This window comes from Rhizobium ruizarguesonis (assembly GCF_017357285.1).
In the GTDB taxonomy this organism is placed as follows: Bacteria; Pseudomonadota; Alphaproteobacteria; order Rhizobiales; family Rhizobiaceae; genus Rhizobium; species Rhizobium ruizarguesonis.
Genome location: NZ_CP071678.1, coordinates 4,446,084 through 4,463,531, shown reverse-complemented (window position 1 = coordinate 4,463,531; position 17,448 = coordinate 4,446,084). Strand labels below are relative to the sequence as shown.

Annotated in this window: 15 protein-coding genes; 14 read left to right on the top strand and 1 reads right to left on the bottom strand. The window is 61.9% G+C overall.

The features are described 5' to 3' along the window. The first annotated feature begins 12 nt into the window (after window positions 1-12). The 9 genes from araH to J3P73_RS21840 all read left to right on the top strand — a co-directional run bounded on the left by araH (window position 13) and on the right by J3P73_RS21840 (window position 11,139). Complete coding sequence (araH, locus tag J3P73_RS21880) at window positions 13-963, top strand: L-arabinose ABC transporter permease AraH (protein WP_130692778.1); 951 nt, start codon at window positions 13-15, stop codon at window positions 961-963. After that, the gene (locus J3P73_RS21875) at window positions 960-1,850 is read left to right on the top strand and encodes an aldose 1-epimerase (protein ID WP_130692776.1); all 891 of its coding nucleotides are present in this window, start codon (window positions 960-962) and stop codon (window positions 1,848-1,850) included. The genes araH and J3P73_RS21875 overlap by 4 nt, the downstream gene beginning before the upstream one ends. Beyond that, on the top strand, window positions 1,851-2,630 hold the full coding sequence (locus J3P73_RS21870) for an SDR family oxidoreductase (RefSeq protein WP_130692774.1): 780 nt from the start codon (window positions 1,851-1,853) through the stop codon (window positions 2,628-2,630). A 208-nt stretch (window positions 2,631-2,838) separates the two neighbouring features. Next, window positions 2,839-3,270, top strand: a complete 432-nt coding sequence (locus tag J3P73_RS21865; RefSeq protein WP_130692772.1) for an OsmC family protein — start codon at window positions 2,839-2,841, stop codon at window positions 3,268-3,270. 184 nt (window positions 3,271-3,454) lie between these two features. Next, window positions 3,455-3,943 carry a hypothetical protein gene (locus J3P73_RS21860; protein ID WP_018072673.1) on the top strand — a complete coding sequence of 163 codons (489 nt, stop codon included), beginning with the start codon at window positions 3,455-3,457 and terminating at the stop codon, window positions 3,941-3,943. Window positions 3,944-4,042: 99 nt separating this feature from the next. Then, entirely contained in the window at window positions 4,043-4,648 is a 606-nt protein-coding gene (locus J3P73_RS21855; protein ID WP_018072674.1) for a TetR/AcrR family transcriptional regulator, read from the top strand. A 53-nt stretch (window positions 4,649-4,701) separates the two neighbouring features. Further along, window positions 4,702-5,841 carry an efflux RND transporter periplasmic adaptor subunit gene (locus J3P73_RS21850; protein WP_018072675.1) on the top strand — a complete coding sequence of 380 codons (1,140 nt, stop codon included), beginning with the start codon at window positions 4,702-4,704 and terminating at the stop codon, window positions 5,839-5,841. Window positions 5,842-5,868: 27 nt separating this feature from the next. Beyond that, the gene (locus J3P73_RS21845; RefSeq protein WP_018072676.1) at window positions 5,869-9,015 is read left to right on the top strand and encodes an efflux RND transporter permease subunit; all 3,147 of its coding nucleotides are present in this window, start codon (window positions 5,869-5,871) and stop codon (window positions 9,013-9,015) included. Between the two features lie 213 nt (window positions 9,016-9,228). Then, entirely contained in the window at window positions 9,229-11,139 is a 1,911-nt protein-coding gene (locus J3P73_RS21840) for a beta-N-acetylhexosaminidase (RefSeq protein ID WP_018072677.1), read from the top strand. On the opposite strand, the gene J3P73_RS21835 is transcribed toward J3P73_RS21840, so the two are convergent. After that, on the bottom strand, window positions 11,136-12,050 hold the full coding sequence (locus J3P73_RS21835; RefSeq protein ID WP_130692770.1) for an ROK family protein: 915 nt from the start codon (window positions 12,048-12,050) through the stop codon (window positions 11,136-11,138). The two genes, J3P73_RS21840 and J3P73_RS21835, sit on opposite strands and share 4 nt — an antisense overlap. 414 nt (window positions 12,051-12,464) lie before the next feature. Between J3P73_RS21835 and J3P73_RS21830 the strand changes: the two genes are divergently transcribed. The 5 genes from J3P73_RS21830 (at window position 12,465) to J3P73_RS21810 (ending at window position 17,437) form a co-directional block, all read left to right on the top strand. Continuing rightward, on the top strand, window positions 12,465-13,034 hold the full coding sequence (locus tag J3P73_RS21830) for an exopolysaccharide biosynthesis protein (protein ID WP_231286783.1): 570 nt from the start codon (window positions 12,465-12,467) through the stop codon (window positions 13,032-13,034). A gap of 149 nt (window positions 13,035-13,183) precedes the next feature. Beyond that, window positions 13,184-14,137 (top strand): sugar-binding transcriptional regulator, encoded by a 954-nt coding sequence (locus tag J3P73_RS21825; protein WP_018072680.1) that lies wholly within the window; start codon window positions 13,184-13,186, stop codon window positions 14,135-14,137. A 146-nt stretch (window positions 14,138-14,283) separates the two neighbouring features. After that, on the top strand, window positions 14,284-15,594 hold the full coding sequence (locus J3P73_RS21820) for an ABC transporter substrate-binding protein (RefSeq protein ID WP_207579700.1): 1,311 nt from the start codon (window positions 14,284-14,286) through the stop codon (window positions 15,592-15,594). A 138-nt stretch (window positions 15,595-15,732) separates the two neighbouring features. Then, window positions 15,733-16,605 carry a carbohydrate ABC transporter permease gene (locus J3P73_RS21815; RefSeq protein WP_018072682.1) on the top strand — a complete coding sequence of 291 codons (873 nt, stop codon included), beginning with the start codon at window positions 15,733-15,735 and terminating at the stop codon, window positions 16,603-16,605. 1 nt (window position 16,606) lies between these two features. Continuing rightward, window positions 16,607-17,437: a carbohydrate ABC transporter permease gene (locus J3P73_RS21810; protein WP_018072683.1), complete on the top strand. Its 831-nt coding sequence runs from the start codon at window positions 16,607-16,609 to the stop codon at window positions 17,435-17,437. Window positions 17,438-17,448 lie beyond the last annotated feature (11 nt).

Genomic DNA, 17,448 nt, shown 5'->3' with positions numbered 1-17,448 from the left:
AAAATACGGACGATGACTTCGTTGAAAAAAATCCTTCTCGGCGAACAGGGGCTGGTGGTGATCTTTGCTGCCGCCTTCGTGATCGTCTCGCTCTTCGTTCCGAACTTCCTGACCGAGCGAAATATGCTGGGGCTGCTGCAGTCGGTCGTCACGATCGGCATCGTTGCCTGCACGATGATGTTCTGCCTGGCGTCGCGCGATTTCGACCTTTCGGTCGGATCGATCGTCGCCTTCTCCGGCATGATCGCGGTGATGGTCTCGAATGCGACGGGCTCCATTCCCGTCGGGCTACTCGCCGCCCTGCTGTGCGGCGCCGTCGTTGGTTTCGTCAATGGTATCGTCATTGCCCGCTTTCGTATCAATGCGCTGATCACCACGCTTGCGACCATGCAGATCGTCCGCGGGCTGGCGCTGATCGCCTCCGATGGCCGCGCCGTCGGCATCAATGATCCCGCCTTCTACCAGCTTGCCCTGTCGCGGTTTCTCACCGTGCCGACGCCGATCTGGATCATGCTGATCCTTTTCATCGTCTTCGGTTTCGTGCTCAACCGCACCGTCTTCGGCAAGAACACCCTGGCGATCGGCGGCAATCCCGAGGCCTCCCGGCTTGCCGGCGTCAACGTCGTCAATATGCGCATCTGGATTTTTGCGCTGCAGGGGCTTGTCTGCGGCATTGCCGGCATCCTGCTTGCCTCCCGCATCACCTCCGGCCAGCCGAATGCGGCGACCGGGCTTGAGCTTTCGGTGATTTCGGCCTGCGTTCTCGGCGGCGTTTCGCTGGCCGGCGGCCGGGCGGCGATGAGCGGCGTCATCGTCGGCGTGCTGATCATGGGTATTGCCGAAAACGTCATGAACCTCTTGAATATCCAGGCGTTCTATCAGTATGTGGTCCGCGGGCTGATCCTGCTGATCGCAGTGTTGCTCGACAATTTGAGGTCTTCGGCTGCGGGACGGCGCGGATGAACCAGGGACAAGCCGGCGATGACATCGAACTGAGGCACGGCGATCTCTGCGTCCGGGTCAGCAGTCGGGGTGCCGCGGTCACTGCTGCGACCTATCGAGGCATGCCCTTTCTCGTGGCGGCCGGCGGGCCGGAGGGAGCGATGGCGAATTTCGCAATGGTGCCGTTCGGCAATCGCGTGGAGGGCAATGCCATGTCCTTTGGCGGACGCGACTATGCCTTCCAGCCGAACGCTCCCGATCCGCTCTATCTCCACGGCGACGGCTGGCTCAGCCTCTGGCAGCTTGAAGACTCCAGCGCGGAGCATGCGCAGTTCTGCTTTTCCCGGAGCGCCGACGGGGTTTCGCCTTATGCCTACCTGACCCGGCAGGAGATCCGTCTCGCCGGTGATGCGCTGGTGCTGAGGCTTTCCGTGGAAAACCGCGGCGAAACGGCTCTTCCCTTCGGGCTCGGTCAACATCCCTTCATCGTGCGCACGCCAAAGACACGACTGACGATTGCGGCCGATGGCTATTGGAGCGAGCGGCCCGACCATCTTCCGGAGATGCCTGGCCCGGTGCCCGACTATTTCGATTTCAGATCCGAAACGCTTTTACCGCAGAGATGGATGAACAACTCCTTCGAGGGTTGGAATGGGCGGGCGGCAATTGCCTGGCCGGAACTCGGAATTCAGGCGGCGTTGGAAGCCGACGGTGCGCTCGACCGCTTCATGCTGTATATGCCGGTCAACCGGAGCGACTTCTTCTGCCTAGAGCCGATGAGCCACCTGCCGAACGGCCACCACCTTCCTGATTCCGGTGGGCTCACGCCGCTTGCGCCGGGGGAGGCGCTTGCCGGCACGGTGACGATCCTGATGTCGGCGCTGCCGGTTCAACCGGAGGAGGGATAGATGGGCGGCCGTCTGCGGGGCAAGAACATCCTGATAACAGGCGCTGCGCAGGGTATCGGCCTTGCGATCGCAAAGGCTTTCATGCGGGAGGATGCCGCGGTCTTCCTCGTCGATCGCGATGCGGCGCTGCTGGCGCAGGCGGCAAAGGAGCTTCAGAGCAGCGGCGGCCGGCTTGGTTATCTGCCGGCCGATATTACCGATGCCGGAACGATCACGACGTTGGTCGCTCAGGCGAATGAAGAGATCGGACAGCTGAACGCGCTCGTCAACAATGCCGGGGTCAATGTCTTTGCCGAACCGCTCGAGACGACGGACGAGGAATGGAACCGCTGCTTCGACATCAATCTCAAGGGCGCATGGAATTGCTGCAAGGCGGTGCTGCCCGGCCTGATCGAACAGGGCAGCGGCGTCATCCTCAACATCGCCTCGACGCACGCCTTCACCATCATCCCGCACACATTTCCCTATCCGCTGGCAAAACACGCCCTGCTTGGAATGACGAAATCCTTGGGGCTCGAATATGCCGCCCGCAATATCCGCGTCAACGCGCTGGCGCCGGGCTATGTCTCGACCCAGAAGGTGATCGATTACTGGAACGGCTTTCCCGATCCGGAGGCGGCAAAGGCCGAGACGATGAAACTGCATCCCGGCGGGCGTATCGCGACGCCGGAGGAGATCGCCATGGCGGCCGTGTTCATGATCTCAGACGAGTGCCCGTTCATCAATGCCACCTGCCTGACGATCGACGGCGGCCTCAGCGTGCTGCAGCATCCGGCCTAAGGGGCTTCGATCCCGCTGATTTTTACAAGCCTGTCGTCTTCTCGGGATAGAGCATTATATTGCCCATCGGGAAGGCTATCTGATCTCCCGCAGGCATGGAGCGGCGCCCTGCCGCTTCTGGAAACAGTTAGAGCATGATGTTGTCCGAAAACCGCGCACACTTTTCGGCATCATGCTCTGAAAACACAATTGAAAACAGGAGGACGGCATGCAGATCAATCGTACGGCTTCGGCTCATTGGACCGGTGGCCTCAAGGACGGAAAAGGCCTGATCTCGACACAGAGCGGCGCCCTGAAGGATTATCCCTACGGCTTTGCGAGCCGCTTCGAAGGCGTTGCCGGCACCAACCCGGAAGAACTGATCGGTGCCGCCCATGCCGGCTGCTTCACCATGGCGCTGTCGTTGATCCTCGGGGAAGCCGGCTTTACCGCCGAGCATATGGAAACCTCTGCCAAGGTAACGCTCGAAAGCGTCGAGGGCGGTTTTGCCATCACCGCCATCCATCTCTCGCTCGCCGGCCGTATTCCCGGTGCCGATGAGGCGACCTTCACCGAACTCGCCAACAAGGCAAAGGCCGGCTGCCCGGTTTCCAAGGCGCTCGCCTCCGTTCCGATCACACTCGACGTCAAGATCGTCTGATCTCTAGCCGCTGCCGACAAAGTGCCGCGCGCTATATGCCGCGGCACTTTCAATTGCGCGCAATATTTTTCACTTTATTCCGCGGCGATTAAGCGCCAGCATGGTGCTGCTCCGGGCATGCAGCCCCCGGCGCGCACGCGCATCAATATTCATTTCCGTCAAAAAACCACCGAGGGATCACATCATGTCCGCTGTAACAGGCCTTACCCTATTTCATGTCATTGTCAGTCTCATCGCCATCGTGGCAGGCATCGCCCTTGCCCATGGCTTGCTGACCGGCAAACGCCACGATCGCTGGACGTTTCTTTTCATGCTGACGACGGCGGTCACGGTGCTGACCGGTTTTCTCTTTCCGTACAATGGCTTCACGCCGGGAATCGGCGTCGGTATCCTCTGCGTGCTGATCTTCGTCCCAACGGCGCTTGCGCGCTACCGGTTTGGCATGAGCGGGGTCTGGCGCCCGTTCTTTATCGCCGGGGCGCTTGCACTGTTCTATTTCAACTGTCTCGTATTCGTCGTTCAGTCGTTCCAGAAGATCCCCACGCTCAATGCACTGGCGCCGACCGGTGGCGAGCCCATAGTTGCCGTGGTTCAGTCGATCGTCCTGATCGCCTTCATCGTCATCGGCTTCTTCAGCATTCGTCGCTTCCGCCCGACCGCGCTCGGCCTGTGACATCTTGTGCTGCGCTGCGGCATATTGACAAGTGATGCCTGATATTTTACGATTGACGAAATTCGAAAATCGTCAGTCGTAATTCAGGCTTCGAAACTTATGAACGATATCGCGGAAAATACGCTCGAGATCACGCGGCAGGAGAATATCACGCGTATTCTCGATGCGGCTGAGCGGCTGTTCCGTCACTACGGCTACAGCAAGACGACGGTGGCCGACATTGCCCGCGATCTCGGCATGTCGCCGGCCAATATTTATCGTTTCTTCGCCTCCAAGGTGGAGATCCACCAGGCGCTCTGCGGGCGCATGCTCGCCATGTGCTATCAGATCGCCTACGACGTTCGCCATCAGCCGGCCAGCGCCAGCGAAAGGCTGCGCCGTTATGTCGAGACCCAGTATCAGTGGACGCTGGATGTGATGCTCGACGAGACGAAGGTGCACGAGATGATCATCGTCGCGATCGAGCGCGACTGGCATGTCATCGAAAAACATATCGACCGCGTTCATGATCTCATTGCCGAAATCATCGCCGAAGGCATTGCAGCCGGAGAATTCGCCGAGCAGGACCCGGTCATTGCCTCGCGTTGCTTCGGTGCCGCGACGACCACTCTCTGCCATCCGCAGATGGTGGCGCAATGTCTTGCCAAAACCAACCGCGCGAGCGTCGACGAACTGATCAGCTATGCGATCAGGGCGCTGAAGTAATAATGGACGGCGGCCGCCGTCGGAACCCCCGAAACGATCCAGGAGTGCGGAAGATGTTTTCGCTCAAGACCCTCAGCCATCGCATGCCGTCCGTCGCCAGTCTCGTACTCGTGGGCGCCATCGGCATCGGCATTTCTGCCTGCTCGGAAGAGAAGGCTGAGGTCAAGGAAGTCATCCGGCCGGTGAAGGTCGTCGAGATCGCCAAGGCCAGCGACACGCGCAAGCTCGACTATTCGGGCTCGGTCAAGGCGCGCACAGAGATGAACCTCGGGTTTCGCGTCGCGGGCAAGATCACCGAACGCCTCGTCGATATCGGCGACCGGGTGACGCCGGGCGATGTTCTCGCCCGCGTCGACGCCACCGATTACCAGCTGGCGGTCAGAACGGCGGAAGCCAATCTCGCCTCGGCGGAAAGGGGCGTCGAAACCACCGATCTGGTCAACAAACGCGCCGAGCAGCTTTTCGACAAGAGCGTCGCCCCGAAGTCGCAGGTCGAACAGGCCTCGCTCAGCCATGACCAGGCGATCTCGCAGCGCGATGCCGCACTTTCCGCGCTCGACCAGGCGAAGAACCAGGTGAGCTACACCGAGCTCAAGGCCGGCCAGAACGGTATCGTGACTGCTATCAATGCCGATACTGGCCAGGTCGTCGGTTCCGGCACCGCCGTGGTCACCGTTGCCGTCGACGGCGAGAAGGAAGTGCAGATCGCGGTTCCGGAAAACGACATTGCCGAATTCAAGCCGGGCAAGACAGTCAAGGCAAGCTTCTGGGCTGACGACAGGCTGGTACTCGACGGCAAGGTGCGGGAGGTTTCCGGAAGCGCCGACCAGCAGTCGCGCACCTTTGCAGTCCGGGTGAGCCTGCCGAACGATCCGCGCGTATTGCTCGGCATGACGGCGACGATCGAGGCCGACGTCAGCAATGGCAGCAGCTATGTCTCGATCCCGCTCAGCGCACTGGCTGAGAAGGATCGCAAGCAGATGGTCTGGACCGTCGACCGCGACACGGCGACCGTGCATGGCCGCGACATCAAGGTTGCCGATTTCACCGGCGACGGCGTGCATGTGACCGAGGGTCTCGATGGCGGCGATCTCGTCGTTTCGGCCGGCACGCAGTTCATGAGCGAGAACCTGAAGGTGAAGGTGCCGGACCAGCAGTCGGCCCTGGCCGCCACGGACCAGACCGTCCGCTGATCGCGCCATAGGATAGGGAACAAGACCATGGACGCCACCAACACCGAAAAGCGGCCCTTCAATCTATCGCGCTGGGCGATCGGGCATCCGAGCATCGCCCGCTTCCTCTTCGGGCTGATCATCATCACCGGCGTACTCGGCCTGATGCGCATGGGCCAGCGCGAGGATCCCGAGTTCACCTTCCGCGTCATGGTCGTTCAGGCGATCTGGCCAGGTGCTTCCATTCAGGAAATGGAAGATCAGGTCGTCAACAAGATCGAGCGCAAGCTGCAGGAAACGCCCCATATCGACTGGGTCAAGTCTTATACGCGGGCGGGTAGTGCGATCATCACCCTGCAGGTCAAGGGCGACACGAATTCGCAAGAGGTGGCGGATGCCTTCTACCAGGTGCGCAAGAAGGTCGGCGACATCTCCAACGAGCTGCCGCAGGGCCTGCTCGGCCCTTATTTCAACGACGAGTTCGGCGATACCTTCATCACGCTGCATTCGATCAGCGGCGACGGCTATTCCTATCCGGAACTGAAGAAATTCGCGATCCAGGCGCGCGACATGCTGCTGACGACGCCGGGCGTCGAGAAAGCCGTCATTATCGGCGACCAGCCTGAGAAGATCTATATCGACGTCTCATCCAAGGCGCTCGCCGAGCGCGGCTTGACGATCCTCGATCTGCAGAACGCCATCAAGGGCCAGAACAATGTCGATCCGGCCGGCTCGGTCGATACCGGCCTGCGGTCGGTGCGCATATCTGTCGAAGGCGACGTGAAGAAAGCAGCCGATATCCGTGAACTGCGCCTTCGCGCCGGCGGTCAGGTGACGCGCCTCGGTGATATCGCCACCGTCAGTTCCGGGCTCGAAGATCCCTACCAGCGCAAGTACCGTTTCAACGGCCACGACAGCGTTCAGGTCGGCGTCGTGATGGCCAAGGGCTTCAACGTGACCGATGTCGGCAAGGGCGTGGAGGCGACCTATCAGCGCTTCGAGGAGGCGCTGCCCTACGGCGTCGCCGTCGATCAGATCGCCAACCAGCCCGACGTGGTGACGGATGCGGTCAGCGAATTCATGCATGCACTCGGCGAAGCTCTCATCATCGTGCTGGTCGTCTCGTTCGTGTCGATCGGTTGGCGATCGGGCCTCGTCATCGCCATCGCCATTCCGCTGGTGCTCGCCGCCACTTTTGCGCTGATGTACGAACTCGGCATCGACCTGCAGCGCATCTCGCTTGGCGCGCTGATCATCGCGCTCGGCCTGCTCGTCGACGATGCGATGATCGTCGTCGAGATGATGGAGCGAAAGCTGGAGGAGGGGCTCGTCAAGATCGAGGCGGCAAGCTTCGCCTATTCCTCGACCGCCTTCCCGATGCTGACGGGTACGCTGATCACCACTGCCGGCTTCATTCCCGTCGGCTTCGCAGCATCGACGGCCGGCGAATATGTGCGGTCGCTGTTCTACGTCGTCGGCATCGCGCTTGTCACTTCGTGGTTCGTCGCGGTCTATTTCACGCCGTGGCTCGGCTATATGATCCTCAAGCAGCGCCATCACGCAGGCGAGCATCACGACGCCTTCGACACCGGCTTCTATCGCCGGCTGCGCGGCACGGTCGGCTGGGCTGTGCGCCACCGTGTCATCGTGCTGCTGCTCACGCTCGGCACCTTCGCCACCAGCCTCTGGGCCTTCCAGTTCATTCCGCAGAATTTCTTCCCGCAATCGTCGCGGCCGGAAATCCTCGTCGATCTCTGGCTGCCCGAGGGCACCAGCATCAAGGAAGTCGAGGTGCAGGCAAAGGCGCTCGAAGCCAAGATGATGGATGATCCCGACAAGCGGTTCATCGCCACCTATATCGGCGAAGGCGCGCCGCGCTTCTTCCTGCCGCTCGACCAGCAGTTGCGCAATCCGAACTTCGCCCAGCTGCTCGTCATGGCCAATGACGAACCGGCGCGCGAGCGGCTGATCGTCAAGCTGCGGACGATCCTTGCGGAAGACTTCCCCGATATTCGCGGCAAGGTCGACCGCCTCTTCCTCGGTCCGCCGACCGGCTGGCCGGTGCAGATGCGCGTCATGGGCCCCGACCGCCAGGAAGTCAGGGAGATCGCCGATCAGGTAAAGGCGCGCTTCCAGGCCAATCCGGAGCTCGGCGCCATCCATGACGATTGGCTGGAAGAGGTGCCGGCGATGAAGCTGGTGATCGACCAGGACCGCGCCCGGGCACTCGGCGTCACCTCGCAGCGTGTGCGCCAGATGCTGCAGACCGCCATGTCAGGGGCTGCGCTCGACGATTTCCGCGACGGCGAGGAGACGGTTTCGATCGTCGCCCGCGAGCCGGATGCCAGCCGTTCGCTGCTGTCGGCGGTCAACTCGGTCTATGTGCCGACGGATTTCGGCGGCTTTGTGCCGGTCTCGCAGGTTGCCAAGGTCGTGCCCGTCATGGAGCAGGGCATCGAGTGGCGGCGCGACCGCCTGCCGACGATCACCGTGCGCGCGACGCTGCCTGACGATGTGCAGCCGAACGACGTGGTGATGAAGATGTATGCCGACATGAAGGACCTGCGCGACAGCCTGCCAGCCGGCTACAATGTCGAGATCCAGGGCGGTGCCGAAGATGCGGCGGAAAGCCAGATGTCGATCGCCGCCAAGGCGCCGATCATGCTCGCCGTCATCGTCGTGCTGTTGATGGTGCAGTTGCAGCATTTCGGCAAGGCGATGCTGGTGCTTGCCACCGGCCCACTCGGCATCATCGGTGCCGCGGCCGCATTGCTGATCAGCGGCGCGCCCTTCGGCTTTGTCGCCATCCTCGGCGTCATCGCGCTGCTCGGCATCATCATGCGCAACTCGATCATCCTGGTCGACCAGATCGACCAGGATATCAAAGCCGGCATGCACCGGCAGGAGGCGATCGTCGGCGCGGCCGTGCGGCGTTTCCGGCCGATCATGCTGACGGCACTGACCGCCGTGCTGGCGCTGATCCCGATCTCGCGCGGTGTCTTCTGGGGTCCGCTCGCCTACGCGATGATGGGCGGCATCCTGGTTGCGACCGTGCTCACCATTCTGGTTCTGCCCGCCGGTTACGCTCTTTTCTTCGGCCGGGAACCGAAGGCAAAGGACGAGCCGGGCGAGCATGCCGACGCCATCCAGGAAGAGGCGGATGACAGACATCCGCCGGCGTTGGCAGCAGAGTGAGGACGGCGCGGCGAAAGCCGCGCCGTTTTCCTTGCAGGTCACAGCTTACTCGTCAAAGCGCGTCGCTGCCTACAGCGCCGCGCAGTCTTTACTGCCTGTTCCGTCTTGGAGCTGCGCGCCGATTCCATTGCCGCCTCGAAAAAGCTAAGCTGCGAAGCATGCCGGGAGACCAACCGCGATCCCGGCCACTCATTGACGAGGCAGGACCCGACCATGGCCGATTACCATCTGGAAGCAAGCTGGAGCCCGATCGAGGGCAGATTCGGGCGCCTCACCTTCACGCTTTTCAATCTTTCGACCGAGCCGCTGTCCGGCTTCTCGCTCGCCTACACGTCAGAGACGCGGATTGCCGACAAACATGTCTGCGACGGCGGCAGCCTCAAGCGGCAGGTCGCGCATTTCCATGAATTCCTGCCGCCCGAGGGGCTGAGCGTGCCGCCCGGCGGGCGCTGGCGGTTCACCGTCGAGGGGCTGACCAGGGAGCCGAAACATATGACATCAGGCGTCAAATCGGCCTATCTGACACTTGGCGACGGACGCCACGTTCCTGTTGGTTTCGGCGATCTCATGCTCGAAGGCCGGAATGGCGGCGTGGTGTCGCCGCTTCTGCCGCCAGGCCGGGCCGAGGAACCTTATTCGCTGCTGCCCTGGCCGCTGGCGCTCGGGCTGAAGGCGGGAGAGCTGCCAGTCGTCCTTTATCCGGCCGAGCGGACACGGCCCGATGCGGTCAAGGCGCTTTCGCTGGTTCTTGCGCTTTACCAGCGGCTCTATCCGGCCGACAATATGCCGTTTTCCCTCAGTGTCGTCGAAGGCGGGCGGGCCATTCGTTTCGTCACCGAATCGTCGATCGCCGCCTTCGCCTACGAGTTGCGTTTTACGGCGCATGAGATCGTGCTTTCGAGTGCGGATGCCGCCGGGCGGCATTACGGGCTGATCAGCCTGGCGCAACTGCTGCACGGCGCCCGCGCCGATCCCGAGGTCTTCAAATTCCCCAGTTTCGGCACGATCGCCGACCAGCCGCGTTATGACTGGCGCGGCTGCCATCTCGATGTGTCCAGGCAGTTCTATCCGGTGGCAGACGTCGTCCGGCTGATTGATATTCTCGCCTGGAACAAGCTCAACATCTTCCACTGGCATCTGACGGATGACGAAGCGTGGCGGCTGGAGATCAAGGCCTATCCCGCGCTGACGGAGATCGGCGCGCGGCGCGGGCCGGATGAAGTGCTCGTGCCGCAGCTCGGTGACGGGGCGCAAACGCGCTCCGGTCATTACACACAAGGGGACGCCAGGCGGATCGTTGCGCATGCAGCCTCGCTGCATATCGAGGTGCTGCCGGAAATCGATATTCCGGGCCACAGCATGGCAACGCTGTTCTCGCTGCCCGAGCTCGTCGACGGGCAGGAGGCGCCGGACAGTTACCGCTCGGTGCAGGGTTATCCGAACAATGCCCTCAATCCGGCGGTGGAATTCACCTATGAATTTCTCGGCAAGGTGTTCGACGAGATGGTGACGCTGTTTCCCGGCGAATATCTCCATATCGGCGGCGACGAAGTGGCGCATGGCTCCTGGCTTTCCTCGCCGCTCTGCAAGGCCCTGATGGAGCGGGAGAAACTTGCCGGCACTGCCGAGCTGCAATCCTATTTCCTGAAACGTATCAAAGCCATGCTGTCGGAGCGCGGCAAGAAGCTCGTCGGCTGGAACGAGGTTTCGCATGGCGGCGGCGTCGACCGCGACGGCACGCTGCTGATGGCCTGGGAAAAGCCCGCCGTCGGCATCGAGCTGGCACAGGAAGGCTACGACGTGGTGATGACGCCGGGGCAGGCCTATTATCTCGACATGGCGCAGGCTGAAGCCTGGGCCGAGCCCGGCGCCGGCTGGGCGGGCTACGCGCCGCCGGAACACACTTACGCTTACGAGGCCGAGGGCGAGCTGCCGGAGGCGCTGCAGGAGAAGATGCGCGGCATCCAGGCCTGCATCTGGACCGAGAACTTCGTCTCGCGCGCCTATTTCAACCGGCTGGTTTTTCCGCGTCTCCCGGCGGTCGCCGAGGCTGCCTGGACGCCTTCTGCGCGCAAGGACTGGGATCGCTTCGCAGCGATCGTGCGGATGTGGCCGGTGCTCTAAGCCGCCGCCTCGGCCTTCAGCCCCAGCAGTGCCGCGCCGATCAGGCCGGGTTCGATGCGGCATTCGCTGCGCACCACCAGCGGGCGATCGAACTTGCGCAGGATGCGGGCGCGCACGGTGTGGTCGAGCTCGGCAAGCAGCGGCTCGACATTGGAAAGCCCGCCGCCGACCGGCACGATGGTCGCGCCGGTGATGTTGATCGTCAGCCCTAACGGCGAGGCGACGAGATCGACATAGACGTCGATCGTCCGTGTCGCCTTCTGCTCTCCATGGCGCCACTGAGCGATGATCTCCTCGCTGGCAAGGTCGAGATCGTGCAGCGTCTTGTGCAGGCGCTCCAGGCCGCGGGCGCCGCCGACGGTGTCAACGCAACCCTTCTGGCCGCAGCCGCAGGCATAGGCGGGAATGGCGACGGGCGGATCGCCGGCCGCAGATGCGATGATCGGCCCGTGACCCCATTCGCCGGCAAAGCCGCCGGCCTCGTTGACGAGGCGTCCGTCGGCAACCAGTCCGCCGCCGACGCCGGTGCCGAGGATAGCGCCGAAGACGATGCGGTGGCCGCGGCCGGCGCCGAGACCGGCTTCGGCCATCGCGAAACAGTCGGCGTCGTTGGCGATCAGCACCGGCAGGCCGAGTTCGGCTTCGAGGTCGGCGCCAAGCGTGCGTTCGTGGATGCAGGGAATGTTGGCGCAGATCAGGCGCTGCGTATCGGGATCGACGACGCCGGCGATGGAAAGGGCGATGCCGTTCGGCTGTTCGCCGGTTTCGGCGATGATGCCGCGCAGGGTCTCGACGAAAGCGGCAAAATCATCTCTGGGCGTCGGGCGGCGGCCGAGGGGAACGATGTCTGTCTCGGAACGAGCGATGCCACCCTTGATGGCGGTGCCACCGATGTCGAATGAAATGATCATTGCCACTCTGCCGTTTCTCTGGTCTCCCAGCGTCTGCTTGCATTGTTGGCGGGGAATTTCAAGCGCTCATTCGGCGGTGGTGCAGCCGGCTTTATGGTCGGGCCGTGTACCACCCCCTCTGTTTTGCCGGACACCCTCTCCCGCAGGTGGGGAGATCAGATAGGCGGGACGGGTTTCCGTCTTCCATTCCGTCATGGCAAGACGTTGGAGAGATCTGGTGAGCCCGAGCCCATCGGCTCCGATCGCAGCCGCAATTTCTAACCCCGCAAGTCATTCAATTGGCATATTGCATCGCCAGAATCCGGCCCTACACTTTCATCAACTGCCGGACCCACGACGATCGATACGAGAGAAAACAGTACCATCCGAAGACCACGTCCCAAAGGCCGCCGCCTCTCATCCATTTTGCGGCAGATGGCCGTCGATCAGAGCCGCGAACGGATCTCGATCGGCGATCTATTCGACACGATGGGTGACAGGGCGATCAGCGCGTTGATGCTGATCTTCGCGCTTCCGAACGCCTTTCCCACTCCGCCCGGAACCTCGGCCGTGCTCGGGGCGCCATTGGTCTTCCTGGCAGCGCAACTGACCTTCGGGCTGAAACCCTGGCTACCGAAGGTGATTGCCAACCGTTCGATGCGCCGGGAGGATTTCGAGTCCATCGTCGGCCGCATCCACGGCTGGCTCGCCTGGGCCGAACGCATGCTGAAACCGCGGCTTGCGATCTTCGCCGAACCGCCGGCGGAATATCTCGCCGGGGCGGCATGCCTGCTGCTGTCGATCGTTCTCCTGCTGCCGGTCCCGCTCGGCAACATTCTGCCGGCGATCACGATCTCGGTCTTCGCTTTCGGCATATTGGGCCGTGACGGTCTCTTCGCGCTCATCGGCTTCGTGATGACGGCCGTGTCGCTCGTCATCGCCGGCGGGGTGATTTACGGTCTCGTGAAGGCGGCGATCTATCTCGTCGTGCAATGGTTTGCCTGAGCGGGTTTGCCCGAGTGACGGCGGTTATTTGGCGGGGCTCCTTGCAACAGGCTCGACATTTGCCGGAATTTTGTTTTGATCTGGCGCGATACAGACTCAAATCATGTTCGGCGGCGGCACGCCGGCTCACTTTGCGCGGTAGGCATTAGATGGTAAAAAGATCCGAGACCCCTGCACGGCTCGATGATGCGGCGCGTGCCGGCTGGCTCTACTACGTCGCCGGGCGCACGCAGGACGAAATCGCCGCTGCGATGGGCATCTCGCGGCAATCGGCGCAGCGGCTGGTGTCGCTGGCGGTCGCCGAGCGCCTGATCAAGGTGCGGCTCGATCATCCGATCGCCGCCTGCCTGGAGCTCGGCAGTCAGCTGCGCCGGAAATTCGGGCTGAAACATGTGGAGGTGGTGCCGAGCGATCCCGCGTCGTCGTCGACGACGGTCGGTATCGCCGAGGCGGCCGCTGCCGAGATCGAGCGGTGGCTGAAACGGCCGGAGCCGATCGTACTCGCCATCGGTACCGGCCGCACCCTGAAGGCGGCCGTCGACCAGCTTCCGGCGATCGAATGTCCCAATCACCGCATCGTTTCGCTGACCGGCAATATCGCCCCGGACGGATCGGCGGCCTATTACAACGTCATCTTCAGCATGGCCGATGCGGTGAAGGCGCGACACTATCCGATGCCGCTGCCGGTGCTTGTCACCTCGGCGGAGGAGCGGGAGTTGCTGCATGGCCAACAGCTGGTGCGCTCGACGCTTAATATGAGCGCGCAGGCCGATGTCACCTTCGTCGGCATCGGCGAGCTCGGCATCGATGGGCCGCTTTGCGTCGACGGTTTTCTCGAGAAGGACGAGATGATGGAGCTGATGCGCGGGGGTGCTGTCGGTGAGATCTGCGGCTGGATTTTCGATGTCGATGGCAGGCTGATCGACAACCCGATCAACGAGCGCGTCGCGTCCGCGCCGATCCCGTCCCGTGACGCGTCGATGGTCATTGGGTTGGCCAAGGGCAAGCGCAAATTCAAGGCCATCAGAGCTGCCGTTGTCGGCCATCAAATCAACGCTCTGATCACCGACGAAGAGACGGCTGAGTTTTTGCTCAAGAACTGAGCAAAAAATATTATATTTAAATCAATAGGATAACTATCGCCTTCGGCACTGCAGCAACGATTGCCGATTGACATTCTGCGTCGTTTATTGAGTAATTGCCCATGAGCGAAGCGAATGCTCACACCCCATCTTCTGGGAGGAAGATTATGACATTGAGAACTTTTCTGCTGGGCGCCTGCTCAGCACTGGCGTTTGCCGGTATGGCTTCGGCCGAAACGCTTACGATTGCGACCGTGAACAACGGCGACATGATCCGGATGCAGAAGCTGACGGATGATTTCAAGGCGAAGAGCCCCGGCATCGACCTTGAATGGGTAACCCTCGAAGAAAATGTGCTGCGCCAGAAGGTCACGACCGACATCGCGACCAAGGGCGGCCAGTACGACGTTTTGACGATCGGCACTTATGAAGTTCCGATCTGGGCAAAGCAGGGCTGGCTGGTGCCGCTCGACAATCTCGGCGCCAATTACGACGTCGACGACCTGCTGCCGGCGATCCGCAGCGGCCTGACCATGGACGGCAAGCTCTATGCGGCGCCGTTCTACGGCGAAAGCTCGATGGTGATGTACCGCAAGGACCTGTTCGACGCCGCCGGCCTGAAGATGCCCGACGCCCCGACCTGGGACTTCATTGCCGACGCTGCCCGCAAGATCACCAACAAGGACAAGGAAGTCTACGGCATCTGCCTGCGCGGCAAGGCCGGCTGGGGCGAGAACATGGCCTTCCTGACGGCCATGTCCAACTCCTTCGGCGCCCGCTGGTTCGATGAAAGCTGGAAGCCGCAGTTCGATCAGCCCGAATGGAAGGACACGCTCGACTTCTACGTCAAGCTGATGAAGGATGCCGGTCCTCCGGGCGCTTCCTCCAACGGCTTCAACGAGAACCTGGCGCTCTTCCAGACCGGCAAGTGCGGCATGTGGATCGATGCGACCGTTGCTGCATCCTTCGTCAGCAACCCGAAGGAATCGACCGTCGCCGACAAGGTCGGCTTTGCGCTGGCTCCCGACAAGGGCCTCGGCAAGCGCGGCAACTGGCTGTGGGCCTGGAGCCTTGCCATCCCGGCAGGTTCTCAGAAGGCCGAAGCCGCCGAGAAGTTCGTCGCCTGGGCCACGAGCAAGGATTACACCAACCTCGTTGCCGAGAAGGAAGGCTGGCTGAATGCACCTCCAGGCACCCGCAGCTCGCTCTATGCGAATGCGGATTACCAGAAGGCGGCTCCCTTCGCCAAGACGACGATCGACTCGATCAACTCGGCCGATCCGAGCAAGCCGACCGTCAAGCCGGTACCGTATGTCGGCGTCCAGTTCGTGGCGATCCCGGAATTCCAGGGCATCGGCACGGCAGTGGGCCAGCAGTTCTCCGCAGCTCTTGCCGGCCAGCTTTCGGTCGACCAGGCCCTGCAGGCCGCACAGCAGCTGGCAACCCGCGAAATGACCAAGGCCGGCTACATTAAATAAAACCTCCTGAGCAAGAGGCGGATCCTTGACAATCCGCCCCTCTGGGCCGCCGATTGCCCGAACTGCATCGGCGGCCTCTTTTTTCAGACAAAGCTGCCTTGCGGCCGCTCCCCGCTTCAGTCCAGATCGGTGATTGCCATGGCAACCTTACATACCCGCTCCGCCGCGCGCCTGATGATCGCGCCCTCCGTGCTGCTGCTCTTTGCATGGATGATCGTCCCGCTTGTGATGACGATCTATTTCTCGCTGCTGAACTACAATCTGCTCAGCCCCGGCATGGAAAACTTCGTCGGTTTCTTGAACTACGAATATTTCCTGTCCGATCCGGCCTTCATCGCCGCGCTGATCAATACGCTGCTGCTCGTCGCCGGCGTTCTATTGATCACCGTCATCGGCGGCATCGCCTTTGCGCTGCTGCTCGACCAGCCGATGTACGGCCAGGGCATCGTGCGCATCCTGGTGATTGCGCCGTTCTTCGTCATGCCGACGGTGGCAGCACTCGTCTGGAAGAACATGTTCATGAACCCGGTCAACGGCCTGTTTGCGCATCTTGCCAAGGCGCTCGGCTTGCAGCCGATCGACTGGCTGGCGAATGCGCCGCTGTTTTCCGTCATTCTGATCGTCGCCTGGCAGTGGCTGCCCTTTGCCACCCTCATTATGCTGACCGCGCTGCAGTCGCTCGACGAGGAGCAGAAGGAAGCCTCCGAAATGGACGGCGCCGGTCCGATCTCGAAGTTCATCTACATCATCCTGCCACACATGGCGCGTGCCATCACCGTGGTGATCCTGATCCAGACGATCTTCCTGCTTTCGGTCTTTGCCGAAATCCTCGTCACCACCAATGGCGGGCCGGGCACCGACAGCACCAACCTTACCTATCTCGTCTATGCCCAGGCGCTGCTGCAGTTCGATATCGGCGGGGCATCGGCCGGCGGTATTGTGGCTGTTATCCTCGCCAATATCGTCGCGATCTTCCTCGTGCGCCTCGTCGGCAAGAATCTGGAGGCTTGAGATGGCCAGAAAAGTCACAACGCAGCGCAAGCTCATCGTCACCGCGATCGCTTGGACGCTCGGCATCCTGATCTTCTTCCCGATTCTCTGGACGTTCCTGACCAGCTTCAAGTCGGAAGCCGACGCCATCGCCTCGCCGCCGCAATTCCTGTTCTTCCACTGGACGACGGAAAACTATGCGGAGGTGCAGAGCCGGTCGAACTATCTCAGCCACTTCATGAACTCGGTGATCATCTCCTTCGGCTCGACGCTGATCGGCCTGATCATCGCCATTCCGGCCGCCTGGGCGATGGCGTTTTCGCCGACCAAGCGGACCAAGGACGTGCTGATGTGGATGCTGTCGACCAAGATGATGCCACCGGTCGGTGCATTGATCCCGATCTACCTGCTGTTTCGTAATTCTGGCCTGCTCGACACGCGCACCGGCTTGGTGATCGTGCTGACGCTGATCAACCTGCCGATCATCGTCTGGATGCTCTATACCTACTTCAAGGAGATCCCCGGCGAGATCCTCGAAGCGGCGCGCATGGATGGGGCGTCGCTGATGAAGGAGATCGTCTACGTGCTGACGCCGATGGCGGTGCCCGGCATTGCCTCAACGCTGCTTTTGAACATCATCCTTGCCTGGAACGAGGCGTTCTGGACGCTCAACCTCACCGCCTCGAAGGCGGCGCCGCTGACGGCCTTCATCGCTTCCTATTCCAGCCCCGAGGGCCTGTTTTACGCCAAGCTCTCGGCGGCATCGACGATGGCGATCGCGCCGATCCTGATCCTTGGCTGGTTCAGCCAGAAACAACTCGTCCGCGGCCTGACCTTCGGCGCTGTGAAATAACATAAAAGGGA

Bases quoted from the DNA above. Each gene is read 5' to 3' on its own strand.
- J3P73_RS21860 (WP_018072673.1), top strand. From the start codon at position 3,455: ATGTCCGCTGTAACAGGCCTTACCCTATTTCATGTCATTGTCAGTCTC.
- J3P73_RS21875 (WP_130692776.1), top strand. From the start codon at position 960: ATGAACCAGGGACAAGCCGGCGATGACATCGAACTGAGGCACGGCGAT.
- J3P73_RS21820 (WP_207579700.1), top strand. From the start codon at position 14,284: ATGACATTGAGAACTTTTCTGCTGGGCGCCTGCTCAGCACTGGCGTTT.
- J3P73_RS21810 (WP_018072683.1), top strand. From the start codon at position 16,607: ATGGCCAGAAAAGTCACAACGCAGCGCAAGCTCATCGTCACCGCGATC.
- J3P73_RS21835 (WP_130692770.1), bottom strand. From the start codon at position 12,050: ATGATCATTTCATTCGACATCGGTGGCACCGCCATCAAGGGTGGCATC.
- J3P73_RS21865 (WP_130692772.1), top strand. From the start codon at position 2,839: ATGCAGATCAATCGTACGGCTTCGGCTCATTGGACCGGTGGCCTCAAG.
- J3P73_RS21870 (WP_130692774.1), top strand. From the start codon at position 1,851: ATGGGCGGCCGTCTGCGGGGCAAGAACATCCTGATAACAGGCGCTGCG.
- J3P73_RS21855 (WP_018072674.1), top strand. From the start codon at position 4,043: ATGAACGATATCGCGGAAAATACGCTCGAGATCACGCGGCAGGAGAAT.
- J3P73_RS21840 (WP_018072677.1), top strand. From the start codon at position 9,229: ATGGCCGATTACCATCTGGAAGCAAGCTGGAGCCCGATCGAGGGCAGA.
- J3P73_RS21830 (WP_231286783.1), top strand. From the start codon at position 12,465: ATGGCCGTCGATCAGAGCCGCGAACGGATCTCGATCGGCGATCTATTC.
- J3P73_RS21825 (WP_018072680.1), top strand. From the start codon at position 13,184: ATGGTAAAAAGATCCGAGACCCCTGCACGGCTCGATGATGCGGCGCGT.
- J3P73_RS21845 (WP_018072676.1), top strand. From the start codon at position 5,869: ATGGACGCCACCAACACCGAAAAGCGGCCCTTCAATCTATCGCGCTGG.
- J3P73_RS21850 (WP_018072675.1), top strand. From the start codon at position 4,702: ATGTTTTCGCTCAAGACCCTCAGCCATCGCATGCCGTCCGTCGCCAGT.
- araH (WP_130692778.1), top strand. From the start codon at position 13: ATGACTTCGTTGAAAAAAATCCTTCTCGGCGAACAGGGGCTGGTGGTG.
- J3P73_RS21815 (WP_018072682.1), top strand. From the start codon at position 15,733: ATGGCAACCTTACATACCCGCTCCGCCGCGCGCCTGATGATCGCGCCC.